Origin of the sequence: Pseudomonas sp. PDM02, from assembly GCF_014852285.1 — a bacterium.
GTDB lineage: Bacteria > Pseudomonadota > Gammaproteobacteria > Pseudomonadales > Pseudomonadaceae > Aquipseudomonas > Aquipseudomonas migulae.
The window spans coordinates 176,840-202,218 of sequence record NZ_JACVBL010000008.1 but is presented as its reverse complement, the minus strand read 5'-3'; the positions used below and the strand labels follow the sequence as shown (position 1 = coordinate 202,218).

General features: G+C 60.8%; 23 protein-coding genes. 7 read left to right on the top strand and 16 right to left on the bottom strand.

Annotated features, from left to right (window positions below):
• Positions 1–68: 68 nt before the first annotated feature.
• The 5 genes from IB245_RS16035 to leuS form a co-directional block, all read right to left on the bottom strand.
• Positions 69–1,391, bottom strand: coding sequence for a lytic murein transglycosylase (locus IB245_RS16035; protein ID WP_192228051.1), 1,323 nt, complete (start codon positions 1,389–1,391; stop codon positions 69–71).
• Positions 1,392–1,453: 62 nt separating this feature from the next.
• On the bottom strand, positions 1,454–1,618 hold the full coding sequence (gene arfA, locus IB245_RS16030; protein ID WP_008035105.1) for an alternative ribosome rescue factor ArfA: 165 nt from the start codon (positions 1,616–1,618) through the stop codon (positions 1,454–1,456).
• 189 nt (positions 1,619–1,807) lie between these two features.
• Complete coding sequence (holA, locus tag IB245_RS16025) at positions 1,808–2,845, bottom strand: DNA polymerase III subunit delta (protein ID WP_192228050.1); 1,038 nt, start codon at positions 2,843–2,845, stop codon at positions 1,808–1,810.
• 39 nt (positions 2,846–2,884) lie between these two features.
• Complete coding sequence (lptE, locus tag IB245_RS16020) at positions 2,885–3,490, bottom strand: LPS assembly lipoprotein LptE (protein WP_008044550.1); 606 nt, start codon at positions 3,488–3,490, stop codon at positions 2,885–2,887.
• A gap of 87 nt (positions 3,491–3,577) precedes the next feature.
• Positions 3,578–6,184, bottom strand: a complete 2,607-nt coding sequence (gene leuS / locus IB245_RS16015) for a leucine--tRNA ligase (protein WP_192228049.1) — start codon at positions 6,182–6,184, stop codon at positions 3,578–3,580.
• A gap of 279 nt (positions 6,185–6,463) precedes the next feature.
• On the opposite strand from leuS, the gene IB245_RS16010 reads away from it, so the two are divergent.
• Both IB245_RS16010 and IB245_RS16005 read left to right on the top strand, forming a co-directional pair.
• Complete coding sequence (locus IB245_RS16010; protein ID WP_008044553.1) at positions 6,464–6,784, top strand: hypothetical protein; 321 nt, start codon at positions 6,464–6,466, stop codon at positions 6,782–6,784.
• Between the two features lie 107 nt (positions 6,785–6,891).
• Positions 6,892–7,653: a YdcF family protein gene (locus IB245_RS16005; RefSeq protein WP_192228048.1), complete on the top strand. Its 762-nt coding sequence runs from the start codon at positions 6,892–6,894 to the stop codon at positions 7,651–7,653.
• A 125-nt stretch (positions 7,654–7,778) separates the two neighbouring features.
• Here the strand turns inward: IB245_RS16005 and lnt are convergent, their stop codons facing one another.
• The 5 genes from lnt to miaB form a co-directional block, all read right to left on the bottom strand.
• Complete coding sequence (lnt, locus tag IB245_RS16000) at positions 7,779–9,302, bottom strand: apolipoprotein N-acyltransferase (protein ID WP_192228047.1); 1,524 nt, start codon at positions 9,300–9,302, stop codon at positions 7,779–7,781.
• A gap of 8 nt (positions 9,303–9,310) precedes the next feature.
• Positions 9,311–10,150: an HlyC/CorC family transporter gene (locus tag IB245_RS15995; protein WP_008035118.1), complete on the bottom strand. Its 840-nt coding sequence runs from the start codon at positions 10,148–10,150 to the stop codon at positions 9,311–9,313.
• Positions 10,151–10,155: 5 nt separating this feature from the next.
• Positions 10,156–10,650, bottom strand: a complete 495-nt coding sequence (gene ybeY / locus IB245_RS15990; protein WP_008035119.1) for an rRNA maturation RNase YbeY — start codon at positions 10,648–10,650, stop codon at positions 10,156–10,158.
• On the bottom strand, positions 10,643–11,647 hold the full coding sequence (locus IB245_RS15985; RefSeq protein ID WP_032829221.1) for a PhoH family protein: 1,005 nt from the start codon (positions 11,645–11,647) through the stop codon (positions 10,643–10,645). Before IB245_RS15985 ends, ybeY begins: the two co-directional genes overlap by 8 nt.
• Before the next feature lie 205 nt (positions 11,648–11,852).
• A complete protein-coding gene (gene miaB / locus IB245_RS15980) occupies positions 11,853–13,181 on the bottom strand; it encodes a tRNA (N6-isopentenyl adenosine(37)-C2)-methylthiotransferase MiaB (protein WP_031319146.1) in 1,329 nt (442 codons plus the stop codon).
• Between the two features lie 135 nt (positions 13,182–13,316).
• Here miaB and IB245_RS15975 point away from each other — a divergent pair, with 135 nt between their 5' ends.
• Positions 13,317–13,646, top strand: a complete 330-nt coding sequence (locus tag IB245_RS15975; RefSeq protein WP_007894425.1) for a DUF1820 family protein — start codon at positions 13,317–13,319, stop codon at positions 13,644–13,646.
• A gap of 119 nt (positions 13,647–13,765) precedes the next feature.
• On the opposite strand, the gene IB245_RS15970 is transcribed toward IB245_RS15975, so the two are convergent.
• From IB245_RS15970 to IB245_RS15955, 4 genes are all read right to left on the bottom strand, one after another.
• Positions 13,766–14,320, bottom strand: coding sequence for a tetratricopeptide repeat protein (locus tag IB245_RS15970; protein ID WP_008035122.1), 555 nt, complete (start codon positions 14,318–14,320; stop codon positions 13,766–13,768).
• Positions 14,321–14,545: 225 nt separating this feature from the next.
• Positions 14,546–15,829, bottom strand: coding sequence for a glutamate-1-semialdehyde 2,1-aminomutase (gene hemL / locus IB245_RS15965; RefSeq protein ID WP_008035126.1), 1,284 nt, complete (start codon positions 15,827–15,829; stop codon positions 14,546–14,548).
• Positions 15,830–15,844: 15 nt separating this feature from the next.
• A complete protein-coding gene (gene thiE / locus IB245_RS15960) occupies positions 15,845–16,468 on the bottom strand; it encodes a thiamine phosphate synthase (RefSeq protein ID WP_008044565.1) in 624 nt (207 codons plus the stop codon).
• Between the two features lie 18 nt (positions 16,469–16,486).
• Complete coding sequence (locus IB245_RS15955) at positions 16,487–17,284, bottom strand: hydroxymethylpyrimidine/phosphomethylpyrimidine kinase (RefSeq protein ID WP_192228046.1); 798 nt, start codon at positions 17,282–17,284, stop codon at positions 16,487–16,489.
• Between the two features lie 314 nt (positions 17,285–17,598).
• Between IB245_RS15955 and IB245_RS15950 the strand changes: the two genes are divergently transcribed.
• From IB245_RS15950 to IB245_RS15935, 4 genes are all read left to right on the top strand, one after another.
• Positions 17,599–19,983, top strand: a complete 2,385-nt coding sequence (locus tag IB245_RS15950) for a hybrid sensor histidine kinase/response regulator (protein ID WP_192228045.1) — start codon at positions 17,599–17,601, stop codon at positions 19,981–19,983.
• Positions 19,984–20,056: 73 nt separating this feature from the next.
• Positions 20,057–21,703 carry an acyl-CoA dehydrogenase family protein gene (locus tag IB245_RS15945; protein WP_192228044.1) on the top strand — a complete coding sequence of 549 codons (1,647 nt, stop codon included), beginning with the start codon at positions 20,057–20,059 and terminating at the stop codon, positions 21,701–21,703.
• A 174-nt stretch (positions 21,704–21,877) separates the two neighbouring features.
• A complete protein-coding gene (gene amn, locus IB245_RS15940; protein ID WP_177318196.1) occupies positions 21,878–23,377 on the top strand; it encodes an AMP nucleosidase in 1,500 nt (499 codons plus the stop codon).
• 71 nt (positions 23,378–23,448) lie between these two features.
• Entirely contained in the window at positions 23,449–24,084 is a 636-nt protein-coding gene (locus IB245_RS15935; RefSeq protein WP_225609901.1) for a pseudouridine synthase, read from the top strand.
• Here IB245_RS15935 and IB245_RS15930 read toward each other — a convergent pair.
• Together IB245_RS15930 and IB245_RS15925 are read right to left on the bottom strand one after the other, a co-directional pair.
• Positions 24,079–24,288, bottom strand: coding sequence for a DUF2788 domain-containing protein (locus IB245_RS15930; RefSeq protein WP_007937369.1), 210 nt, complete (start codon positions 24,286–24,288; stop codon positions 24,079–24,081). The genes IB245_RS15935 and IB245_RS15930 overlap by 6 nt on opposite strands.
• Positions 24,289–24,477: 189 nt before the next feature.
• A complete protein-coding gene (locus IB245_RS15925; RefSeq protein WP_007894448.1) occupies positions 24,478–24,957 on the bottom strand; it encodes an Lrp/AsnC family transcriptional regulator in 480 nt (159 codons plus the stop codon).
• Positions 24,958–25,379 lie beyond the last annotated feature (422 nt).

Below are 25,379 nucleotides of genomic sequence, written 5' to 3'. Positions count from 1 at the left end.
CGCGGGCAAGCCTCGCTCCTACAGGTGTTACATATCCATTGTAGGAGCGAGGCTTGCCCGCGAAGCTTTTAGCGGTTTCTCAGGCCTTCGAGCAACTTGTGCGTCGGATACCCGTCCGCCGGCCAGCCAAACGACTGCTGGGCGCTGCGGATCGCTTTGCGGGTGTTGGCGCCGATGATGCCGTCGGCGGTGCCCGCTTCGTATTTCTGCGCGCTCAGCAGGTTTTGCAGCTCGATCCGTTCGGTACGGCTCAGCGGCAAATCATCCTTGGGCCAGGTGCCATTGATGAAACCCGCGCCGTTGAAGCGCTCGGACAACAAACTGACGGCCAGCGCATAGGACGACGAGTTGTTGTACTTGAGGATCGCACGGAAGTTGTCGAGCACCAGGAATGCCGGGCCACGATAGCCCGCCGGCAGCAGCAGGGCCGCCGACAGGTGTTCCGAACCGGCCGGAACCTGGCCGCCGTTCGGCAGCGTGACGCCCAATTGCTGCCATTCGGCGACGCTCTTGCGGATCGAGCCATCGGCCAGCACGTAATTGAAGCTGCCCGGCAGCTGCACTTCAAAGCCCCATGGCTGGCCTTTCTGCCAGCCAGAGCTTTGCAGGTAGTGCGCGGTCGACGCCAGGGCGTCGGCGGAGCTGCCCCAGATGTCGCGACGGCCGTCGCCATCAAAGTCCACGGCGTGGGTGTTGTAGGTGGTCGGGATGAACTGGGTCTGGCCCATGGCGCCGGCCCAGGAGCCGAGCATTTTCTCCGGCGCGATGTCGCCCTGTTGCAGGATCTGCAGGGCCGCGATCAATTGCGCGTGGGCGAAACCAGGGCGCCGGCCTTCGTAGGCCAGGGTCGCCAGGGAGTTGATCACCGACTTGCTGCCCTGAAACTGGCCGAAGTTACTTTCCATGCCCCACACCGCAACCAGTGCCTGACGATCGACGCCGTAGCGTTGTTCGATGCTTTGCAGGATGTCGGCGTACTGGCTGACCAGTGCCTGACCTTTGCGCACGCGCAGCGGCGACAAGGCGCCATCGAGGTATTCCCACACCGGGCGGGAAAATTCCGGTTGGCTGCGGTCGGCACGGATCACGCTGGTGTCCAGGCTGACATTGGCGAAGGCGCGGTCGAACAGGTCGGCGCGAATGCCGGCGGCCAGCGCATCCTTGCGGAAACCCGCCTGCCATTCGGCGAAGGTCTGGGTCGGCTGGATGTCGAGATTTTCACCGGTCGGCACCACGGGCGGGATCACCGCTGGGGCTGTCGCGACGGGAAGGGTCTGAAGCGGTTGGGCGTCGGCGGCGGTCGGTTTTTCCGCGCAGGCGACAAGCAGAACGAGGCTGGAGGCAGCAATCAATTGGCGCAAATGCCAACGACGGGAAATACAAAGGGGCATGCACGGGTCCAGGGAATACGGATCAGGTGCAGACCTTAACATGTTGAGCGATGGCTTGCCCTTCAGGCCGCCAGAAAGTAAGAAGCCTCCCAGTTGTCAGACTGGAAGGCTTCGCGGCGGTAGCTGCCTTTGCCCTTGCCGGCTCGTTCCTGACGGCTGCGGAACAGTGGCTGGGCGATGATGGATTTGGCCTTGTTGGGGCCATGTTTAGATGGCTTTTTGCTCATGATCTGATCTCTCGATTGAGTGGGGTTTTGCGGGGGGAAATAATCTGCCGAAGTTGGGGTTCTGTCTAGACCCCACATTGCGTAGGACCTTTCGGACGTCTTCGCGGGCAAGCCTCGCTCCTACAGGTTTAGCATCGGATCTGTAGGAGCGAGGCTTGCCCGCGAATGGCCGTGATGCGGTCGAACGCCTTACTCGGCAGGCAATGTCAGCCGCTGTCCGGCCATCAACAACGACAACCGACTCAAACTCATCCACGGCGAACCCGCCGCCTGACCTTTGATCTGTGCGTCGATGCGCTGCGCTTCCAACAACAACTGTGCCCAGCGTTGCGCCGAGTAACGTTGCAAGGCTTTGCTCATCAGCGGTTTGCGTTTGTCCCAGACTGGCGGTCGGGCAGAGCTGAAGGCTTTGTCCAGCGGCACGCCCTGGCTGTATTGCAGCGAGAGGTTGGCCAGCAAGCGCAGTTCCCGGGCCAGCGCCCAGAGAATCACCGGCGGTTCGACGCCTTCACCGCGCAGCCCTTCGAGCATACGCAGGGCATGAGCGGCTTCGCCGTTGAGAATCGCATCGGTCAGGCCGAAGACATCGAAGCGCGCGCTGTCGGCCACCGCGGCTTGCACGGTTTCGACGGTAATCTGCCCGCCTTCAGCCATCAGCTTGAGCTTTTCGATCTCTTGCGCGGCCGCCAGCAAGTTGCCCTCGACTCGCGCGGCGATCAGTTCCACGGCGTCCTGGCTGGCGGACAGACCTGCCTGGGACAAGCGCTGCCGGATCCAGCCCGGCAACTGGCTGGCGTCCACCGGCCAGATTTGCACGAATTGAGTGTGCTGACCTTCGACCAGCGCCTTGCCCCACTTGGTTTTCTGCGCGCTGCCGTCGAGCTTCGGCAGGCTGATCAGCAGCACGGTGTCTTCGGCCGGTCGCGAGCAGTACTCGATGAATGCGGCTGCACCTTTGTCACCGGGTTTGCCGGACGGCAGACGCAGTTCCAGCAGGCGTTTTTCAGCGAACAACGACATGCTTGCGCCGGCTTGCAGCAGCGTTCCCCAGTCGAAACTGGCTTCGGCGGCGAACACCTGGCGTTCATCGAAGCCCTGTTGACGGGCGGCTGCGCGAATGGCGTCGGCGGCTTCCTGACACAGCAGCGGATCGTCGCCACTGATGATGTAGACCGGCGCGAGCGCACCTTGCAGGTGTTTGGCGAGTTGGGCGGGGGCGAGTTTCATAGGCGAGGGCAAACGGGGCGCCTGAGCGCCCCGTAAGTCTTATTGCTGCGGGATTTCGACAGGCGACTGACGCGGCGTTTCCGCTTCAGCCTTTTGCGCTGCTTCCAGTGCCGCGGCTTCAGCCTTGGCCCTGGCTTCGGCAGTCTCTTGCAACTGATCCAGCTGAGATGGCGTGAGCTGTTGCATGCGGATCATCATGCGTTGAACCATTTCACGACGCGTGTCCCTGCGGGCATCGGCGGCTTCCTGGTCGGAACCCACCAGGTTGTTGCCGTCGTGAATGAAGACTCGCTGCGTTTCAATCTTGTCGCTCACCAGCAGCAGGTCGTTCCGACCCAGGATGACGTAGTCGAGCACGGTATTCAGCTCATACTCGCCAGTACGGCCGGCGCCTGCGTAGCTGAGAATGCGCTGGGTTTCTTTTTCGTCGGCCAGCACCAGTTTGTAAGGTGCGCCGCTGTGGACATTGATGCCGCTGTTTTCCATCACCTGACGCATGAGCGTCACGGTTTCACCGTAGGAATTGCGCGCGCTCAGGTCGATTTCCTTGATCGCCATTTCATAGGTGCCGGTGCCGCGCAGCTGGAAACCGCAGGCGCTCAACAGGACCGCGAGGCCCATCACCAGCAAATTGCGTTTGATCATCTTGTTGCTCCCCTTGAAACCATGTGGGCCGATCATGCGGCCCGAAAGGTTTTACTCGGCGCCAGGCTCACCTGGCGCCTGATCCAATTAGCTGGCGACGATATTGACCAGTTTCCCGGGCACTACGATCACTTTACGAATAGTCAGGCCATCGACAAAACGCAGCACGTTTTCGTTGATGCGGGCAGCGGCTTCGATCTCTTCACGAGTCGCGCTGGCCGGCATTTCGATCTGGCCGCGCAGCTTGCCGTTGACCTGGATAACCAGTGTCAGGCTGTCCTGCACCAGTGCGCTGTCGTCCAGCACTGGCCAACCGGCGTCGATCACCGGATCGGCGTGACCCAGGCGATGCCACAGCTCATGGCTGATGTGCGGGGTGATCGGAGCCAGCAACAGCGTCACGGTTTCCAGACCTTCGTGAACCAGCGCGCGATCCTGTTCGGTCGCTTGCGGGGCTTTTTCCAACACGTTCATCAGCGTCATCACCTGGGCGATGGCGGTGTTGAATTTGTGGTTCTGGCCAACGTCGTGGCTGGCCTGCTTGATGGCCTGGTGGATCGAACGGCGAATGACTTTCTGCTCGTCGTTCAGGCTGGCGATGTCCAGTTTGCCCGGCAGGCCCTGAGTCACGTGGGCCTGAGCCAGACGCCAGACGCGCTTGAGGAAGCGGTGCGAACCTTCTACACCGGAGTCGGACCATTCCGCGCTCATGTCAGGCGGCGAGGCGAACATCATGAACAGGCGGCAGGTGTCTGCGCCGAACTGGTCAATCATCGACTGAGGGTCGACGCCGTTGTTCTTCGACTTGGCCATCTTCTCGGTGCCGCCGATTTCCACCGGCAGGCCGTCGGCGATCAACTTGGCGCTGATGACCTTGGCCTTGCTGTCGCGCTCGAGTTCAACGTCTGCCGGGTTGAACCAGGTGTAAGCACCATTGGCTTCGCGACGATAGTAAGTCTCGGCGATCACCATGCCCTGGGTCAGCAGGTTCTTGAACGGCTCGTTGGAACTCACCAGGCCTTCGTCGCGCATCAGCTTGTGGAAGAAGCGCGCGTAGAGCAGGTGAAGAATCGCGTGTTCGATACCGCCGATGTACTGATCCACCGGCAGCCAATGGTCGGCTGCGGATTTTTCCACCAGGCCGCCTTCATAGTGCGGCGAGGCGTAACGGGCGTAGTACCACGAGGACTCGACGAAGGTGTCCATGGTGTCGGTTTCACGCTTGGCCGGTGCGCCGCATTTCGGGCAAGTGCACTCGTAGAACTCGGGCATGCGGGCCAATGGCGAACCGGCGCCGTCCGGAACCACATCTTCCGGCAGTACGACAGGCAGCTGGTCTTCCGGGACCGGCACGTCACCGCAGGTGCCGCAGTGGATGATCGGGATCGGGCAGCCCCAGTAACGCTGACGGCTGATGCCCCAGTCGCGCAGGCGGAACTGGGTGCGCGAGGCGCCGAGGTTTTTCTTGATCAGCGCGACTTCGATGGCGTCGAAAGCGCCTGCGAAGTCGAGGCCGTCAAATTCGCCGGAGTTGATCAGCGTGCCGTGTTCGCCGTAGGCGTCTTGCCACGGCGCCGGGTTGGTGTCACCTGAACTGGTGCGCACCACCGATTTGACCGGCAGGTTGTACTTGTGGGCGAACTCGAAATCACGCTCGTCGTGCGCTGGAACCGCCATGACGGCGCCGTCGCCGTAGTGCATCAGCACATAGTTGGCGACCCACACTGGCAGTTTCTCGCCGGTCAGTGGGTGCTCGACGAACAGGCCGGTCGGCAGGCCTTTTTTCTCTTGGGTGGCGACGTCGGCTTCAGCGACGCTGCCGCCCTTGCATTCAGCGATGAACGCTTGCAGCTCGGGATTGTTCTGTGCGGCCAGGGTGGCCAGGTGGTGTTCGGCGGCCACGGCGACGTAGGTCGCGCCCATCAGGGTGTCCGGACGGGTGGTGAAGACTTTCAGCGCGCCGGCTTCGCCGATGGAGTCGACGTTGTACGGGAACTGCACTTCCATGCCGCGGGACTTGCCGATCCAGTTGCGCTGCATGGTCTTGACCTGTTCAGGCCAGCCCGGCAGATCGTCGAGACTCTCCAGCAGTTCATCCGCGTACGCGGTGATCTTGAAGTAGTACATCGGGATTTCGCGTTTTTCGATCAGCGCGCCGGAGCGCCAGCCGCGACCGTCGATCACTTGCTCGTTGGCCAGGACGGTCTGGTCGACCGGGTCCCAGTTCACGGTGCCGCTCTTTTTGTAGATCACGCCTTTTTCGAACAGGCGAGTGAACAGCCATTGTTCCCAGCGGTAGTAATCGGGCTTGCAGGTGGTCACTTCACGCGACCAGTCCACCGCCAGGCCCAGGCTGCGCAGCTGGTTTTTCATGTAGGCGATGTTTTCGTAGGTCCACTTGGCGGGCGCTACGTTGTTCTTCATCGCGGCGTTTTCCGCCGGCATGCCGAAGGCGTCCCAACCCATGGGTTGCAGGACGTTCTTGCCTTGCATGCGCTGGTAGCGGGAGATCACGTCGCCGATGGTGTAGTTGCGCACATGCCCCATGTGTAGCTTGCCGCTGGGGTAAGGGAACATCGACAGGCAATAGAACGTCTCCTTGCCTGGCTGTTCACTGACTTCAAAGGACTTTTGCTTGTCCCAGAACGACTGGGCGGCGGCTTCGATTTCACGGGGCTGATATTGTTCGTGCATGGCTACTTTTGAACTGAATAGGGGTGGCCTAATCCTCTTCAATGCGACGCTGGACGGTGATCACGCCAAATCGGCGTTTCGGTGCCCAGACGAGCTGGAAGTGGAGTTACAGGAAGCGCCGTAGCATACATGACCGCACTCTACCGAGGGAAACCCTGATTACTGCCGCGCGTCTCGCAGAAATGGCTGCGAGGGCCGTTGGTCGCGGCGTTCAGCCGGTTTGTTCATGGAAGCTAAGCTCTAAATGGGGAGTGAGTCTTATCTTCAATGAGGTGAGGGATGGTTGAGTCACAGCAAAAAGTTACAAAACCGGAGTTGTACGAAAGACTGATCGATCGTCTGGGATTGGCCTTGGACGCGGCAAAAACCGCTGGCCGGTTGCGCGATGAACGTCCCCTGGAGCTGGAGCTGCGTGGCCTGAGCCCCGCAGAGTTTGAACTGGTCAAGGCGTATCTGGATCGCAGTGAACGTGAAACACACGGATGCTTGTCAGAAGCAGTGAAGCAACTCGACGCACCACGTTCGGCCAAGATCATCTGGCTCAAGGACAAGGCACCCGGCAAAGACGCGGTAAAGGTCCGGTCTCTGCAATTCAAGTAAGGGCACTTGAACCCATGGCGTGTGGTTTTTTAAAGCATAGTCCTTTCGCATTTGTTGTCGCATTGCGTCAACCCACTTAGGCTTCGGGCATCTTCAGGAGATGCTCGATGCCTTTTCGTTACTTCGTTAAACACCTTCTCATGCCGCCCGGCATTTTGTTGCTGTTGTTGGTGCTTGCCTGGTGGTTTCGCCGCTCAAGACCGCGCCTTGCCGGTGTGTGCTTTGCGCTGGGGGCGGGCGGCTTCTGGCTGATGAGCCTGCCGGTGGCAGTGCAATGGGGCGCCAAAACCCTGGAGCGCGAGCCGCCGCTGGCTCGCGAGGAGTGGGCAACCCTGGCTCAGCGCGCCGACGCGATCATCGTGCTCGGTGCGGGGCGCGAACGTGGCGACCTGGCCTGGGGTGCCGACCAGCCGACCGGTGTCGCGCTGGAGCGCGAACGTTATGCGGCGCGGCTGGCGAAGGCGTCGGGCTTGCCGATCCTGACCAGCGGCGGATTGCATTACGGGACACCACCGAGCGAAGCCAGGTTGATGGCCGATTCGTTGCGCGATGATTTCGGCGTGACCGTGCGCTGGCAGGAAGAGCGCAGCCGCACCACGTGGGAGAACGCTCAATTCAGTGCTGAGGTGTTGTTGCCGGAAGGGGTCAAGCGCGTGGTCGTTGTCACCCAGGCCTGGCACATGCCGCGAGCGGTCTGGAGTTTTCAGAAGGCGGGTTTTGAGGTGGTGGCGGCGCCGATGGGGTTTCTCGGGGTGGATAATGCCCGGCCGTTGGCGGGCTGGGTCCCGGAGTTCAAGTCGGTGTGGCAAAGCGGGATGTTGTTGAATGAGGCGGCGGGGCAGGTGGGGTATCCGCTGTTTTACCGATAACCCAAAACTTGCACATTCCCTGTAGGAGCGAGCTTGCTCGCGATGAGTCTGAAAGCGGCGCTTGTTTGCGGCAAACACGCGTTATCGTTCACGTCCATCGCGAGCAAGCTCGCTCCTACAGAGATTCAGACGGTTTTGGCCATCCGGTTCGCGACCAGCGCCCAGCCGAACAACAACACGCACGCGATGATCAGCGGCCACGAGCGCCATTCAAGATACGGCGTCAGGTTGTGCATTGGCACCACTTCGCCATACAGAATGCCGCGTTCGAACTGTGGGATCTGGACAGTGATCTGCCCAAACGGGTTGATCAGGCCGGTGACGCCGTTGTTGGTGGCGCGGATCATCCAGCGACCGGCCTCAAGTGCGCGCATCTGCGCCATCTGCAAGTGTTGCAGCGGGCCGATGGAGGTGCCAAACCAGGTGTCGTTGCTGATGGTCAGCAACAGATCGCTGCGAGCGGCAAGGCTGGCGGCGAATTCCGGATAAACCACCTCGTAGCAGATGAACGGCGCAATCTGATAACCCTTGGCTTGCAGCATCGCCTGATCGGCGGGGCCGCGGGCAAAGTCCGACATCGGCAAATCGAAGAAGGCGATCAGCCCGCGCAGCACTTCCTGCAACGGTACGTACTCACCGAACGGCACCAGTTTCTGCTTGAGGTACGTGCCATCGCCTTCTCCCACTACGGTGATGCCGTTGTAGAAGCGCTTCTGGTGGTGGACTTCTTCACGGATCGGTACGCCGGTAATCAGCGCGCTCTTACGTTCCGCGGCGAAGTTTCCCATCATGTTCAGGTAGCCCTGGGCGGACTCCTTGAGCACCGGGACGGCGGTTTCCGGCCAGATCAGCAGGTCGACCGGCTTGGAGCTGAAGCTCATGTCGCGGTACAGCGCCAATTGCGCATTGAGCTGCGCCGGGTCCCACTTCATGCTTTGTTCGATATTGCCTTGAATCGCCGCGACGCTCAGCGGCTCGCCAGCCGGGGTGGTCCAGGCATGGCCCTTGAGTGCGATGCCGGCGACCCAAGGGCCGAGCAACAGCAATACGCCGGCGGCGATGAAGCCTTTACGCCCCGCTTTCACCAGGCGCAAGGCGTTGTAGATCAGTGCGGCGGTCAGGGCCAGGGTAAAGGAAATCAGCCACATCCCGCCCACGGGTGCGAGCCCGGCCAACGGGCCGTCGAGCTGGCTGTAACCGGAGTAGAGCCACGGGAAACCGGTCAGGAACCAGCCACGAAACGCTTCCTGGCCGACCCACAACGCCGCAAACGCCAGGGCATCGGCCAGCGGCGCCTCGTTGCGTCGCAGCCAGCGCACCCAGACCCAGGCGGGCAGGGCGAAAAACCAGGCAATCGCTGCGGTGAAGAGCAGCATCAGGAACCCGGCCAGCAGCACGGAAGCGCCACCGAAGTTGTGAATGCTGTAGTAGATCCAGCTGGTGCCCGCGCCAAACAGACCAAAACCGAAACACCAGCCACGGCCAAGGGCCTGACGTGGGTTCAGTTCGCGCAAACCGGCATAAAAGAACCCGGCCGCCAGCAGTGCCAGCGGCCAGATATCGAACGGCGCCAGGGCCAGGGTGGTGAGTGCACCGGCCGCCACGGCCAGCAGGTTACCGGGCCAGCCGGGGCGGGTTACGCGGAGCATGTCAGTCCTTAACGGGCAATTGGAGTCAGGCGCAAAAGGTGGATTCGACGGCTGTCCGCATTGAGGATGCGGAAGCGGTAAGGGCCGATTTCAGTGATTTCGTTGCGTTTTGGCAAGTGCCCGAACGCGCTCATCACCAGGCCGCCAACGGTGTCGAATTCGTCGTCGGAGAACTCGCTGTCGAAGAATTCGTTGAAGTTCTCGATCGGCGTCAGGGCCTTGACCAGAAAATCACCGCTGGGCAGCGGCTTGATGTAGCTGTCTTCCTCAACGTCATGCTCGTCTTCGATGTCGCCGACAATCTGTTCCAGCACGTCTTCGATGGTCACCAGACCTGCCACGCCGCCGTATTCGTCGATGACGATGGCCATGTGGTTGTGGTTGGCGCGGAATTCGCGCAGCAACACATTCAGGCGCTTGGACTCGGGCACGAAGGTGGCCGGGCGCAGCAGATCCTTGATGTTGAAGCTGTCACCGTTCTCCCTGAGGATCAACGGCAGCAAGTCCTTGGCCAGCAACACGCCCATCACGTCATCGTGGCTTTCGCCAATGACCGGGTAGCGGGAGTGGGCCGAGTCGACCACGGCGGGCAAAAACTCGCGGGGTGTCTGGGTCGCCTTGATGCTGATCATCTGCGAGCGCGGGACCATGATGTCCCGTACTTGCAGGTCTGCAACCTGGATGGCGCCTTCGACGATGGCCAGCGCTTCGCTGTCCAGCAACTTGTTTTGATGCGCATCGCGCAGGAGCTCCAGCAGCTCCTGACGGTTCTTCGGCTCGTGGGCAAAAGCCTGGGTGAGCTTACCCAGCCATGACTTCTGCCCGTTGCTCGATCGATCTTCGCTCATAGCGATTACTCTGAATCCTTTGTTGTAACGATAGGGGATGTTTCTGTTTCGTCGTCCGCGTACGGGTCGGGGTAGCCCAACTCAGCAAGCAACGTTCGTTCCAGTGCTTCCATTTCTTCGGCTTCGTCGTCATCTATATGGTCGTAACCCAGCAGATGCAAGCAGCCGTGAATGACCAGATGTGCCCAGTGGGCCTTGGGTTCCTTGCCTTGCTCGGCGGCTTCGCGCTCGACCACCGCCACGCAGATCACCAGATCGCCCAGCAGCGGGATGTCGAGAAACTCGTCAGGCACATCGGCAGGAAACGACAGCACGTTGGTGGCGTAGTCCTTTTGCCTCCAGGTGTGGTTAAGCTCGCGACCCTCGGCTTCGTCGACCAGGCGAATGGTCATTTCGGAGTCGGCGGTGCGCTGGCGCAGGGCCAGTTCGCACCATTGGCGGAACTCGGCTTCACTTGGCGCAGATGCTTCGGTGGCCAGTTGCAGATCAAGCTCAAGCATCGCGGCGGCTGTCCTTTGGTGTTTCGTCTGCCCCGCGATTCTCGAAGCGCTCGTAGGCTTCGACGATCCGCTGCACCAGTGGATGGCGCACGACGTCCTTGGGCATGAAATGGGTGAAGCTGATGCCCGGCACGTCTTTCAGCACTTCGATCACGTGGTGCAGCCCGGACTTGGTGCCTTTCGGCAGGTCGACCTGGGTGATGTCACCGGTGATGACCGCTGTGGAACCGAAGCCGATCCGGGTCAGGAACATCTTCATCTGCTCGACGGTGGTGTTCTGGCTTTCGTCGAGGATGATGAAGCTGTTGTTCAGCGTGCGACCGCGCATGTAGGCCAGCGGCGCGACTTCGATCACCTGGCGCTCGATCAGCTTGGCGACGTATTCGAAGCCGAGCATTTCGTAGAGTGCGTCGTAGAGAGGACGCAGGTACGGGTCGATCTTTTGCGACAGGTCGCCGGGCAGGAAGCCGAGTTTTTCGCCCGCTTCAACCGCCGGGCGCACCAGCAGGATGCGGCGGATCTGCTCGCGTTCCAGCGCATCTACCGCGCAGGCAACGGCCAGGTAGGTCTTGCCGGTACCGGCCGGACCGATGCCGAAGTTGATGTCGTTGCCGAGGATTTCCTTCACGTAGCGCAGCTGATTCAAGCCGCGAGGGCGAATCATGCCTTTTTTGGTGCGCAGGGCCACGGAAGGTTCGGACGGCGAAACGTTGTCCAGCTCTTCGACGGCCGATTCCTGCAGGAACAGGTGAACCATGTCCGGCGACAGCTCGGTACCCTTGGTTTCCCGGTACAGGCGGCGCAGGAGGTTTTCCGCGGAGGTGGTGTGTTTGGGGTCGCCGATCAGCTCGAACTGATTTCCGCGGTTGCGGATTTCGATGGTCAGGCGTTGCTCGATCAAGCGCAGGTGCTCGTCGAACATCCCGCACAGATTGGCAAAGCGGCGAGCCTCAAAGGGCTCGAGGATAAAACGATGTGGTTCTATGGGTGCGTTCAAGGTCGTATTTAGCCGCCCTGGGGCAATTAAGATGAAATCAAGGATAACGCCAGTGGCCTGGGTGCGAAAGCTCTTAAATAATCCAGCGCCAAACACCGTCCCCTGTAGGAGCGAGGCTTGCCCGCGAAGAACGATAACGCGGTCCGTATGACAGATCGCGGCGCAGCCTTCGCGGGCAAGCCTCGCTCCTACAGGTTTTGTGGTGTCATTGAATTAGAGAGCCGCGCAGCGAGTGCGGTTGTGCCGCATCGATGTGCACGTCGGCGAATTGGCCGATCAGGGTTGGATTGTCGCAGCGGAAGTTGACGATCCGGTTGTTCTCGGTCCGGCCCTGCAGCTCGCCGGGGTCTTTTTTCGAGTAATCGGTCACCAGGATCCGCTGGATCGAACCGACCATTTGTCGGCTGATTTCGAAACCTTGCTGGTTCAGGCGATGTTGCAAGGCGTTCAGGCGTTCTTTTTTCAGTTCTTCCGGCGTTTCGTCGGCCAGATCGGCCGCCGGCGTGCCTGGGCGCTGGCTATAGACGAACGAATAGGAGAAGTCGAAACCGACGTCCTCGATCAGCTTCATGGTCTGTTCGAAGTCTTTTTCGGTCTCGCCCGGGAAGCCGACGATGAAGTCCGAGCTGATGCAGATCCCCGGAACGGCGGCGCGCAGCTTGCGCAGTTTGGATTTGTATTCCAGCGCCGTGTGGTTGCGCTTCATCGCTGACAGAATGCGGTCCGAACCCGATTGCACCGGCAAGTGCAGGTGTTTCACCAGTTCCGGTACCTCGGCGTGGGCCTGGATCAGGCTGTCGGAGAACTCCAGCGGGTGGGAGGTGGTGTAACGAATCCGGTCGATGCCATCGACAGCGGCGACCACGCGGATCAGCTCGGCGAGGTCCGCCAGGCGACCATCGTGAGTGGTCCCGCGATAGCCGTTGACGTTCTGGCCCAGCAACGTCACTTCACGCACGCCGTTCTCGGCGAGGTGGATGATCTCGGCAATCACGTCATCGAACGGGCGGCTGACTTCTTCGCCGCGGGTGTAGGGCACCACGCAGAATGTGCAGTACTTGCTGCAACCTTCCATCACCGACACATAAGCGCTCGGGCCATCGATGCGCGGCTCGGGCAGGTGGTCGAATTTTTCGATTTCCGGGAACGAGACGTCGACTTGCGGCAGCTTGGTGGCGCGTGCGGCGTCGATCATTTCCGGCAAACGGTGCAGGGTTTGTGGGCCGAACACCACGTCGACGTACGGTGCGCGATCGCGGATGGCGGCGCCTTCCTGGCTGGCGACGCAACCGCCGACGGCGATCACCATCTCCGGGTTGGCCAGTTTCAGTTCACGCCAGCGGCCGAGCTGGGAATACACCCGGTCCTGGGCGCGTTCGCGGATCGAGCAGGTGTTGAGCAGGATCACGTCGGCGTCTTCAGCGCGAGCGGTGACTTCCAGGGCCTGATGTTCACCCAGCAGATCAACCATGCGCGAGCTGTCGTACTCGTTCATCTGGCAACCGTGGGTTTCGATGTAAAGCTTCTTGGCCATGGATACAGTCATCACGTGATTCAAAGAACCGCGCATTATAGGGAACATGTCCCAAGGTTCCTACCGTTGCGCGTCCGGTGGCTATGCTATAGTTCGCGCCCTCATTTTTATCCCCCGATGTGTTGCTCGCCCACCATGACCAAACGTGAAGCTCCAATCTACAAGGTGATTTTCCTCAATCAGGGCCAGGTGTACGAAATGTACGCCAAGCAGATCTATCAAAGTGATCTGTGGGGCTTCCTGGAAGTGGAAGAGTTCGTCTTTGGCGAGCGCACGCAAGTGGTCGTCGACCCGAGCGAAGAGAAGCTCAAGGCTCAGTTCGAGGGCGTGGTGCGCAGTTTTGTGCCGATGCATTCGATCGTGCGCATCGACGAAGTCGAGCGTCTGGGCACCCCGAAAATCAGCGAAGCCCGTGGCGCGGTCGGCAATGTGATGCCGTTTCCGATGCCGATGCCTGAGAAGTAAGGCTCAAGACCGGGTCGCGCCCTTCGCGGGCAAGCCTCGCTCCTACAGGTTATGTGTGCGCATAAGACCTGTAGGAGCGAGGCTTGCCCGCGAAGGGGCCAGAAAGATCGAGGCAGAAATCAGGGAAGAGGCGAAAACGGCGTACGCCCATCGGCGCTTTGCAATTCCATCAGGTACTTGCGGAAGATCTGCCCAAGCACCTGAGTCGCCACTTCAAGCTCTTCACGCGGCATCTTCTCGGCGACTTCATCCGCCGTATCCAGCGCTTCTTCCGCACCATTGACCGCCGCCATTTTCAGCACGATGTATGCCTGAACGTTATTGGCCGGTACACCTTCGCCGTGGAAGAACATGGTGCCGAGTTTGAATTGCGCCTGGGCATGGCCTTGCAGCGAGGCCTTTTCGAAGTAGTCCAGGGCTTTCTTGAGATCGCGCGGGGTGTTTTTGCCGTCGTAGTAGAACTCACCCAACTCGTATTGCGCTTGCGCATCCCCTTCATCCGACGCTTTCTGACAGGCGGCGAGCGCCTGTGCCAGGTCTTGCGGCTGGGTATTGAGGGTGCAGCGACCCATCGCTGGGATTAACAACGAGTTGCCGCCTGCTTGTGCGAGCGCGAGCAGGGGCTGAAGGAGCAACAGGCAGCCCATTGCAAGGGCGCGGCCGGTGCGGTTCATGGGAATCGACTTACCTCTGAAGGGCGCGCGGACCCAACGAGGGGATCCAATAAGCGCGCATTATGAAATAAGCAGGGCCAACCTTACAAAGTCTTTACTCGTTTTTCTGCTGCACGGGGAATATATCGTCCACTTTGCGGGGGATTATCGGCAGGTGAGTAGGAAAAGAGGCGGGAATGTAGGTGAAAGCTGACGCTGGCAATCGCCAACGTCAGCGGTACAACGTTATTTCAATGCAGCGAAGGCGCGCTCGGCGGCATCCAGGGTCAGTTTCAACTCGGCTTCGCCATGGGCGATCGAGGTGAAGCCGGCTTCGAATGCACTTGGCGCCAGGTACACGCCACCTTCGAGCATCAGGTGGAAGAAACGGCCGAACAGCTTCGCGTCGCTGGCCATCACGTCATCGAAGGTGACGATGTCGTCGGCGCCGCTGAAGTACAAGCCGAACATGCCACCGGCCTGGGTGGTCACGAACGGAATGCCGGCGGCGTCGGCGCGCTGTTGCAGGCCATCGAGCAGGCGGCTGGTGTAGTCGCTCAGTTCGGCGTGGAAGCCTGGGCGGCTGATCAGGCGCAAGGTCGTCAGACCGGCCGCCATTGCCAGCGGGTTACCCGACAAGGTGCCAGCCTGGTACACCGGGCCCAGTGGCGCGATGTGCGACATGATTGCGCGTTTGCCGCCGAAGCAGCCAACCGGCATGCCACCACCGATGATCTTGCCGAACGTGGTCAGGTCTGGCGTAACGCCGTAATGCGCTTGAGCGCCGCCGAGGGCAACGCGGAAACCGGTCATCACTTCGTCGAAAATCAGCACCACGCCGTGCTTGTCGCACAGGGTTCGCAGGCCTTCGAGGAAGCCCGGTGCCGGCGGTACGCAGTTCATGTTGCCGGCCACCGGCTCGACGATGATGCAGGCCACGTCCTGGCCCACTTCAGCGAGCATGGTTTCCACTGCGTCGATGTCGTTGAACGGCAGGGTCAGGGTGTGTTTGGCGAAGGCCGCCGGTACACCGGCCGAGCTCGGCACACCTTGGGTCAGGGCGCCGGAACCTGCTTTAACCAGCAGGCTGTCGGAGTGGCCGTGGTAGCAGCCTTCGAACTTGATGATGCTGTCGCGACCGGTGAAACCACGGGCCAGGCGAATCGCGCTCATGGTCGCTTCGGTGCCGGAGCTGACCATGCGCACCATTTCCATCGATGGCACGATCGAGCAGACCAGGTCGGCCATCTCGGTTTCCATCTCGGTCGGGGCGCCATAGGACAAGCCGTGTTCCAGCTGCTTGCGCACCGCGTCCAGCACGTCCGGATGGCTGTGGCCGAGGATCATCGGCCCCCAGGAACCGACGTAATCCACATAACGCTTGTCGTCTTCGTCGGTGACGTAGGCGCCTTCAGCGTGTTTGAAAAACAGGGGGGTGCCGCCAACGCTCTTGAACGCGCGAACAGGCGAATTCACGCCACCGGGAATGTGTTTCTGGGCATTGGCAAACAGCGTTTCGGAACGAGACATGATGGGGCTCTCAAATCAGATTTTTAGTAATTCGTTGAATGCGCGGGCGCGGCGGGTCACTTCAGCCGTGCTCTCGGCGCCAAACAGGCCGTGGACCACCGCCAGCAGATCGACCCCGTGGGCCACCAGCGGGGCGGCGTTTTCCAGGGTGATGCCGCCGATCGCGCAGATCGGCAGGTGCAATGTGCTGCGGGCCTGGTCGAGCAGTTCGAGGCTGCAAGTCGGTGCGCCGGGTTTGGTACTGGAATTGAAGAAACGGCCGAAGGCGACATAACTGGCGCCTTCTTTGGCCGCTTGTTCGGCGAGTTCGAGTTGCGCGTGACAGGTCGAACCGATGATCGCCTGGCGACCGAGCAACGCACGGGCCGGGGTCAGCGGGCCGTCGGTCTGGCCCAGGTGCACGCCGACGTTCAGGCGTGCGGCCAGTTCGGCATCGTCATTGATGATCAGATGGGTCTTGTAGCGTTCGCACAGATCGCGCAGGGCTTCAGCTTCACGCAGACGGCGGGCCTCGTCGCTGCTCTTGTCGCGGTATTGCAGCAGGGTGACGCCGCCTTCCAGCGCCGCCTCCACGTACGAAAGAAATTTACCGGCCAGTAACTGGCTGTCGGTAATGGCGTACAGGCCACGTAGTTTCATCGGGCAAGCCTCATGGCGTTACGAACAGAAATCCAGTGGCAGGCGGCGCGGCACGAACTGGCCTTTGCCCAACTGCTCGGCATCGCGCAGGGTGCGCCACGTGTAGTTAAGCGCGCTCTGCACGGCACTGATGAGGTTTTCACCCTGGGCCAGACGACCGGCGAGGGCGCTCGCCAATGTGCAACCGGAACCGTGGTAACTGCCGGGCAAGCGCTGGCAGGTATAGGTTTCGCGCAGACCGTCGCGGCTGTACAGGCGATTGTGTATCTCGTGTTCATCACCGTGGCCGCCGGTGATCAGCAGGTGTTTGACGAACGGCAGGAGTTTTTCAGCGCACTCGTCGGCGGTGCCTTCTGGCAGTTCAGCGAGGATGCGGGCTTCGGGAAGGTTAGGGGTGGCGATGATAGCCAGGGGCAGCAAGCGTTCGCGCATGGCGTAGCCGACTTCGTCCTTGCCCAGTCGTCCGCCGCCGCCGGCGCGCAGCACCGGGTCGCAGACCATCGGCAAATGCGGGTGCGCCTGAAGCAGTTCGACGACGGTGTCGACCATTTCCAGGGAACCGAGCATGCCCAGCTTGACGGTGGCGACTTCGGAGTCGTTGAGCACGGCGTTGGCCTGAGCCAGCACCCACTCACGGTCGAGGACGCGGAAATCCGTGACGTTGACCGTGTCTTGCACGGTCAGGGCGGTGACGGCCGGAGCCGCATGACATCCCTGGGCAAGCAGGGCTTCGATATCTGCCTGCAAGCCGGCGCCACCACTTGGGTCGTGGCCGGAGAGACAGAGGACAACGGGGCGAGAGCTGTAGATATTCATGGTGCGCGAGCTTACCACCAAACATCGATTTTCGGGTGCAGTGCCCGCCAGGTCTGCCGATAGAGTGTCATGGGCAGGAAATGCAGTCGTCCGGGATTGTCACAATCTGACCGAGCAAACAGCTCTGGCTCTATATTCTTCTCTGGAACGCCCGTTCTAGAGCCTTTCCAAGAAAAATTTCAATGGTGTTCAATGGCCATCAACGGCTATGCTAGAGTGGATCCAAACCAATAACAGGTAATGCCGGTTTTACGTCTACTCAAAAGGAATGAGGGGCTTCCTGAGATAACCGGACAGGCCACGCTGGGGCTTAAATGCGCTATTTGCTGATGTTGCTGTTTTGCTTGCCCCTCATGGCAAGCGCAGTCGAGTTTGATGAGTTCACTCAAAGCCTGCCCTTGGGCCGAACCCTGCAAGTGTTCGAAGACGCCGATGGTCAGGCGAGTATTGCCGATATCCGCGCGCAAGCCGCTGCCGGACACTTCAAGCCCCATGACAAGGCCACGCTCAACGCCGGTTACTCGCGTTCGGTGTTCTGGCTGAAAATCGACCTGCATTACCGCCCGACCAATCCCGCTGCACAGCGGACGTGGCTGCTGGAACTGGCCTATCCGCCCCTCGATCACCTTGATCTGTATTTGCCTGATGCCGGCGGTAGCTATCAATTGGCCCGTCAGACCGGCGACGCCTTGCCGTTCAGCAGTCGCGAGATTCGCCAGAACAACTACCTGTTCGATCTGAACTTCACGCCCGACCAAGCGCAAACCGTGTACTTGCGCCTGCAAAGCGAAGGGTCGATCCAGGCGCCGGTCACGTTGTGGTCGAGCACCGCGTTCCTCGAAGAACAGCCGGTGCGGCTTTATGTGTTGGGCCTGATTTACGGCGTGTTGCTGGGGATGCTGGTCTACAACCTGTTCATCTACCTCAGCGTGCGCGACACCAGCTACCTCTATTACATCTTTTATATTGCCTCGTTCGGCCTGTATCAGCTGTCGGTGAATGGCGCGGCCGTAGAGTATTTCTGGCCAGACAACCCGTGGTGGGCCAACGCTGCGACGCCGTTCTTCATTGGTTGCGCAGGGCTGTTCGGCAGCCAGTTCGCCCGCAGCTTCCTGCAAACGGCGACCCTCAGCCGCTGGCTCGATCGCTTGCTGCTGGCGTTAATTGCGTTCAGTGCGGTAGTCGTCGGGTTGTCATTGATGACCAGTTACGCCCTGGCCCTGCGCCTGGCGACGACGCTGGCCCTGTCGTTCACCGTGGTGATTTTCGCCGCAGGGTTTTTCGCCTGGTGGCGCGGCTTGCGGGTGGCGCGCTATTTCATCATCGCCTGGTCGGCGTTTTTGCTCGGCGGCATCATCAATACGATGATGGTGCTGGGTTACCTGCCGAACGTATTCCTGACCATGTATTCCAGCCAGATCGGTTCGGCCATCGAGGTGGCGCTGCTGTCCCTGGCCCTGGCCGACCGCATCAACGCCATGCGCGAGCAACAGGCGCAAACCTTGTTCGATGCAGGGCAGAAGCTTGAAGTGCTCAACCAGCAACTGGCGCACAGTAACAAGCTCAAGGATGAATTCCTCGCCACGCTGACCCACGAATTGCGCACCCCCATGAACGGCGTGATCGGTTCGCTGGAATTGATGCAAACCGTCGAGATGGACCCGGAGCTGGAGCAATACCAGCAAACGGCCGCCGGTTCGGCGCGCGACATGATGCGCATGGTCAACGGCATTCTTACCCTGACCGAATTGCAGGCCGGCAAGCTCAAGGCTTCGGCGTCCACCTTCAGTTTGCGCAGCGTGGTCGATACCTTGCGCGTGCAGTTCGAAGGCAACGCGTCGGGCAAGTCGCTGGACTTCAAGGTCGAGGTGACACCGGGCCTGCCGGACCGCTTGTGCGGCGATAACGTCAAGTTGGCGCAATGCCTGGAATGCCTGCTGGATAACGCGATCAAGTTCACGCGAGTGGGCGGGGTGGCGCTGCGGGTCTCGGGTAAAAACGCGGAGCCCGGCAAGCTGGCATTGTCCTTTGCGGTGATCGACACCGGCATCGGTTTCACCGATCTGGGCGAGGCGACGCTGTATCAGCGGTTCTTCCAGCTCGACGGCTCGATGACCCGTGAATATGGCGGCCTCGGTGTCGGCCTGGCGATCTGTCGACAACTGGTCGACCTGCTCGGCGGGAACCTCACGCACCGCTCCGAGCCTGGTCGCGGCAGCCGCTTCCAGCTTGACGTCGAGTTTGAATTGCCGGTGGTCGAGCGCGTGACAACGCCATTGATGACCCGGGAATTCCCGCGCCTGCGCTTGCCTCAGGACTGCACGGTGCTGCTGGTGGACGACAACAGCATCAATCAATTGGTGATGCGCGGCATGTTGCTCAAGCTCGGGTTTCGGGTCCGTACGGCGGACAACGGGGTGACCGCTCTGGAAGTCCTGCAGCGTGAAACCTTCGACGCTGTACTCCTCGATTGCCAGCTACCGCCCCTCGACGGGGAGTCTGTCTGCTGCCAGATCCGGGACTTGCCGGGGTGTGCCGAATTGCCGGTGTTCATGATTGCCTTGAGCGCTGATCGGGAGCGCTGCCCAACCGGTGCACTGATCGATTACTTGAGCAAACCGGTGAAATTCGAAGACTTGCAGGCCGCGTTGTATCGACGGGTGCTTTGTCCAGAACAAGGCGAAAGCGCCGACAGTTAGGCGGATATGCCACTTTGTTCAGCCTCGGGGCAGTGCTTAACTGAACTCCTTGGCTGACCAAAGGAGCCCCGTCATGAACCTGCATCAGTTCGCCGAAACCCACGAAGTCACCAACCAGCCGCCGTCGCTGGACGGCGCCAACCTGTATCGCATCGACCTGCCTTTGCAGGAGTGGTCGCGGTGTTTCGGGGCCGGTTGGGCCGAGTCGCGGATCGACGCTTACGGCGCGCTGGCCGGCGGGCCGCTGATGGAAGCGGGGTTCCTGGCCAACCAGAACAAACCGGTGTTCAACAGCCACGACCGCTACGGTCACCGCATCGATCTGGTGGAGTTTCACCCGGCGTATCACGAGCTGATGCGCACGGCGATCGAGCACGGTTTGACCTCGTTGCCCTGGGCGCATCCACAGGACGGCGCCCATGTCGCCCGCGCTTCCATGACATACCTGCACAGCCAGGCCGAAGCCGGCAGCGGTTGCCCGCTGACCATGACCTTCGCCAGTGTGCCGGCGATGCGCTTGCAACCCGATCTCGCCCGGCAGTGGCTGCCGAAAATCCTCGCCACCGAATACGACCCGCGAAATGTCGGCATGGCCCATAAGGCTGGTGTCACCATTGGCATGGCGATGACCGAGAAACAGGGCGGCACTGATGTGCGGGCCAACACCACCAAGGCGTATCCGGTGGGTGCCAGCGGACCGGGCCAGGCCTACGAACTGGTGGGCCACAAATGGTTCTGTTCTGCGCCGATGTGCGATGCCTTCCTCACGCTGGCCCAGACCGACAAAGGTTTGACCTGCTTCCTGTTGCCACGCCATCGCCCAGACGACACGCGCAATCAGTTCTACATCCAGCGTTTGAAAAACAAACTCGGCAATTGCTCCAACGCCTCCAGCGAAGTCGAGTTTCGCGGTGCGCTGGCGTGGATGGTCGGTGAAGAGGGGCGTGGCGTTCCGACGATTATCGAAATGGTTGCCATGACCCGTTTCGATTGCATGGTCGGTTCCAGCGCCTTGATGCGTCAGGCGCTGACCCAGGCCAGTCATCACTGCGCTCATCGCAGCGTCGGCGGCAAGCTGCTCAGCGAACAACCGTTGATGCAGAACGTCCTCGCCGATCTGGCCCTGGAGAGCGAAGCGGCGTTGGCGTTGAGCCTGCGAATGGGCAAGGCGCTGGATCATCTGGATGACGGGCACGAAGCCAAATTCGCGCGCCTGGTGACCGCCGTGGGCAAGTACTGGATCTGCAAACGCGCGCCCGCGATGATCAACGAAGCCGCCGAATGCATGGGCGGTGCCGGGTATGTCGAAGACAGCATCCTGCCGCGCTTGTACCGCGAGGCACCGGTCAATTCGACGTGGGAAGGTTCCGGCAACGTGCAATGCCTGGATGTGTTGCGGGCGCTGTCGAAAGAGCCGGGCGTGCTGGATGTGCTGTTCAGCGAGTTGGGCGATGGTCACGGCGACAAGCGGCTGGCCGCGCACATCAGCCAATTGCAGGCGGCGTTCAAGGACACCAGCGATATTCAGTATCGTGCGCGACAGCTCACCGAAGACATCGCGTTGGGGCTGCAAGCCAAGTTGTTGCTGGAGGCCGGCAATTCGGCGGTAAGCGATGCGTTCATCGCCAGCCGACTTGGCGACGCTGGTCGCGTATACGGTGCTTTGCCGCGAGGGCTGGATGTCGAAGCGATCGTCGCCCGCTCGACCCCATTACTGTAAACACCGCAGAATCCCCTGTGGGAGCGGGCTTGCTCGCGAAGAGGCCGTGTCAGTCGATAGAGATGTCGACTGACACACCGCCTTCGCGAGCAAGCCCGCTCCCACATTGGTCCTGCGGTGGACTTGGCATTTGTGTAGCCACCACTGTTCCCGTGAAGCGACGATGCAGGCAAGATGAAGGCCTGCAAGTCAGAACACAGGATGCTGATCGTGACCGAAGCTTTTATTATCGTTCAAACCGCCGAGCAAGCCGTGGACCGGCTTGCTCACTTGCACAATCGCGCAACCACCGCGCTGAGCCAGGCGCTCAAGCGTTACCTCAAGGATCGAGTTGAACCGGACGCCGAACAGCGTGCGATGTTTCGTTATCCTGAACTGCGTCTGACCTACCACTGCCAGGGCGAAGTCCCGCAAACCACCCGCGCCTACGCCAAGGTGCAGCTGCCGGGGACCTACAGCGTCACCGTCACCCATCCGGCGGCTTTCCGTAAATACTTGCTGGAACAGCTCGTGCCGTTGATGCACGACTTCACCGTGACCGTGGAAGTCGGCATCAGCCAGCAGAATATTCCTTATCCGTATGTGGTCGAGCAGGGCGATGAACTGGCCGGCTCCGGTGTGACCGCGGCCGTGCTGGCGCGGGTGTTCCCGAGTACCGACCTGTCGGCCGCCACCGATGGCATCGCTGACGGTTTGTACGATTGGGAAAACACCGATCCGCTGCCGCTGGCCCTGTTCGATGCCGCGCGGGTGGATTTCTCCCTGCGCCGCCTCGTGCATTACACCGGCAGCGACTGGCGCCATGTGCAGCCGTGGATTCTGCTGACCAACTACCACCGCTACGTTGACCAGTTCATTGTTCATGGCCTCGAGCAGTTGCGCAGCGATCCGCGTTTCGTGCGCATGGTGCTGCCGGGCAACGTGATCATCGAAAAGAGCATGGATCACGGCGAAGCGTCGGCGATTGCGGCCGGTGTGGTTTGGCATCGCTATCAAATGCCGGCCTATCACCTGATTGCCAGCGACGGTCATGGCGTGACTCTGGTGAACATCGGCGTCGGCCCGTCCAACGCCAAGAACATCACCGACCATTTGGCGGTATTGCGTCCGCATTGCTGGCTGATGATCGGTCACTGCGGCGGTCTGCGTCAGTCGCAGACCATTGGCGATTATGTGTTGGCTCACGCCTACATGCGCCGCGACGGGATTCTCGACCGGGTCGTGCCGCCGAACATTCCGATTCCGGCCCTGGCCGAGGTGCAGATGGCGTTGCAGCAAGCGGCGGCCAACATCACCGGTGAGAAGGGCGACGAGCTGAAGAAACGCCTGCGCACCGGCACCGTGCTGACTTACGACGACCGTAACTGGGAATTGCGCTGGGCCCAGGAACGTCCGTTGATCAACCTGTCCCGCGCCGTGGCGGTGGACATGGAAAGCGGCACCATCGCCGCGCAAGGTTATCGCTTGCGGGTGCCGTACGGCACATTGCTTTGCGTCTCGGACAAACCGCTGCACAGCGAAATCAAGCTGCCGGGTTCGGCCAACGCCTTTTACGAGCGCGCGGTCAGCCAGCACTTGAAGATCGGTATCGAGGCGGTGGACTTGTTGCGCACCGAACTCAACTCGTTGCACTCGCGCAAACTGCGCAGCTTCGACGAGCCGCCGTTCCGGTAATAGTTGTCATGGTCATTTGGCGGTCAGGGCACTAGCATTAGCAGCCCTGACCGTTAGATGTTCTCTTCGCCATGTCCCGTCCCCAACGTCCTGTGTCCCGCCGCCCTGGCGCGAACACCCCGTCATCAGCCCCGCGCCGTGTCGCCAAAGCGCCGCCGGCTGAGCCGAAGCTGATTCTGTTCAACAAACCGTTCGATGTGCTGACGCAATTCAGCGACGATGAAGGGCGGGCGACGCTCAAGGATTTCATCGAGATTCCCGGGATTTACCCGGCGGGCCGTCTGGATCGCGACAGCGAAGGGTTGTTGCTGCTGACCAACGACGGCCAGCTCCAGGCGCGGATTGCCGACCCCAAGCACAAACTGGCCAAGACGTATTGGGTGCAAGTGGAGGGCGAGCCGAGTGCCGAGCAGTTACAGCGTTTGCGTGATGGCGTCGAGCTGAATGACGGCATGACCTTGCCCGCGCAAGCGCGGCAACTGGATGAGCCGCAACTGTGGCCCCGCAACCCGCCGGTGCGCTTTCGCAAAAGCGTGCCGACCAGTTGGCTGGAACTGGTGATTCGCGAGGGGCGTAACCGTCAGGTCCGGCGCATGACCGCAGCGGTCGGCTTGCCGACGTTGCGGCTGGTGCGGGTCAGGATCGGCGACTGGTCGATCGAAGGGCTCGATCAGGGCCAGTGGAAAGAAGTGCCGGCGCGCTTATAACGTGCCGGATTCGATCAGGCCGATCACCACGCTTTTGATCACGAACGCGGCCACACCGAGGCCGAGCACGAAGAACAGGATGAACGAACCGAAGCGCCCGGCCTTGGATTTCTTTGCCAGATCCCAGACGATGAAACCCATGAAAATGATCAGAATGCTGACCAGTCCGGTCATCATCCACTCTTCGAATACTGCAGGATCCATCGGACATCTCCAGCGAGGGCGGGGCTAAAAGGCGCTGGAGTATACGGCATGGGGGATTGGCGCGGCATTGACCTGCGGCAGCGTGTCGCAGCTATTCGTCGCCTGTTCCGGCCCCTTCGCGGGCAAGCCTCGCTCCTACAAAGGCTCGCGCAAAACCTGTAGGAGCGAGGCTTGCCCGCGAAGGCGTCGTCAGCTGCGCAGATGAGTCAGCGGTAACTCAGTGCTGTTGAGCACCTGATTCAACACAAAACTCGACCGCACACTCGTCACCCCTTCAATCCTTGTCAGGTGCCCCAGCAGCAATTTCTGATAGTGATCCATGTCCGGCACCACCACCTTGAGCTGATAGTCCGCATCCATCCCCGTCACCAGGCTGCATTCAAGCACTTGCGGCAAGGTGCGAATCGCCGCTTCGAAATTCTCGAATCGCTCCGGTGTATGCCGGTCCATGCCGATCAGCACGTAAGCAGTCAGGCTCAGGCCAAGCATTTTGCGATCCAGCAGGGCCACCTGGCGGGTGATGTAGCCGTCGTCTTCCAGTTGCTTGACCCGGCGCGAGCACGGTGAAGGTGACAGGCCGATGCGTTCGGCCAGCTCCTGGTTGGAGATGCGCGCGTCGCGCTGCAATTCCGCCAAAATGCTCAGGTCGTATCGGTCGAGTTTGCTCATCAATCAGGCCTTTGTCATATCGATTGCGGCAGATTATCTATCCAGGGTTAAAAATTGCGCAAGTCATGTTTATTTGAGCAATCTTCGCAATCCTCTGTCGGCGCCCCAGGCCTATTCTTATCACCAGAATCACTGCTCGGACAAACAGTCCACAGCGACTCGCCCAATCAGGCCAGTCGCGGCCGCCACCCCCACCGGGGATGTGCCGGCCCCCGAGCTACACACTGTCCAGAAGACGGCGTGAGGTGAGCCGACGTCATAAGCGTCGAGCACGGACGAAGTTCTCAAAGGGAGGCCGACGGGTCTCCCTTTTCTTTTGCCCGCAATTTTTCACCCGCCCTCAATAAATAAGTTGCGCGACTGATAACCTGTTGCAGAACCGGCCTGTGCTTTCCCAGTCTTACGTACAGGCCCTAACCCGC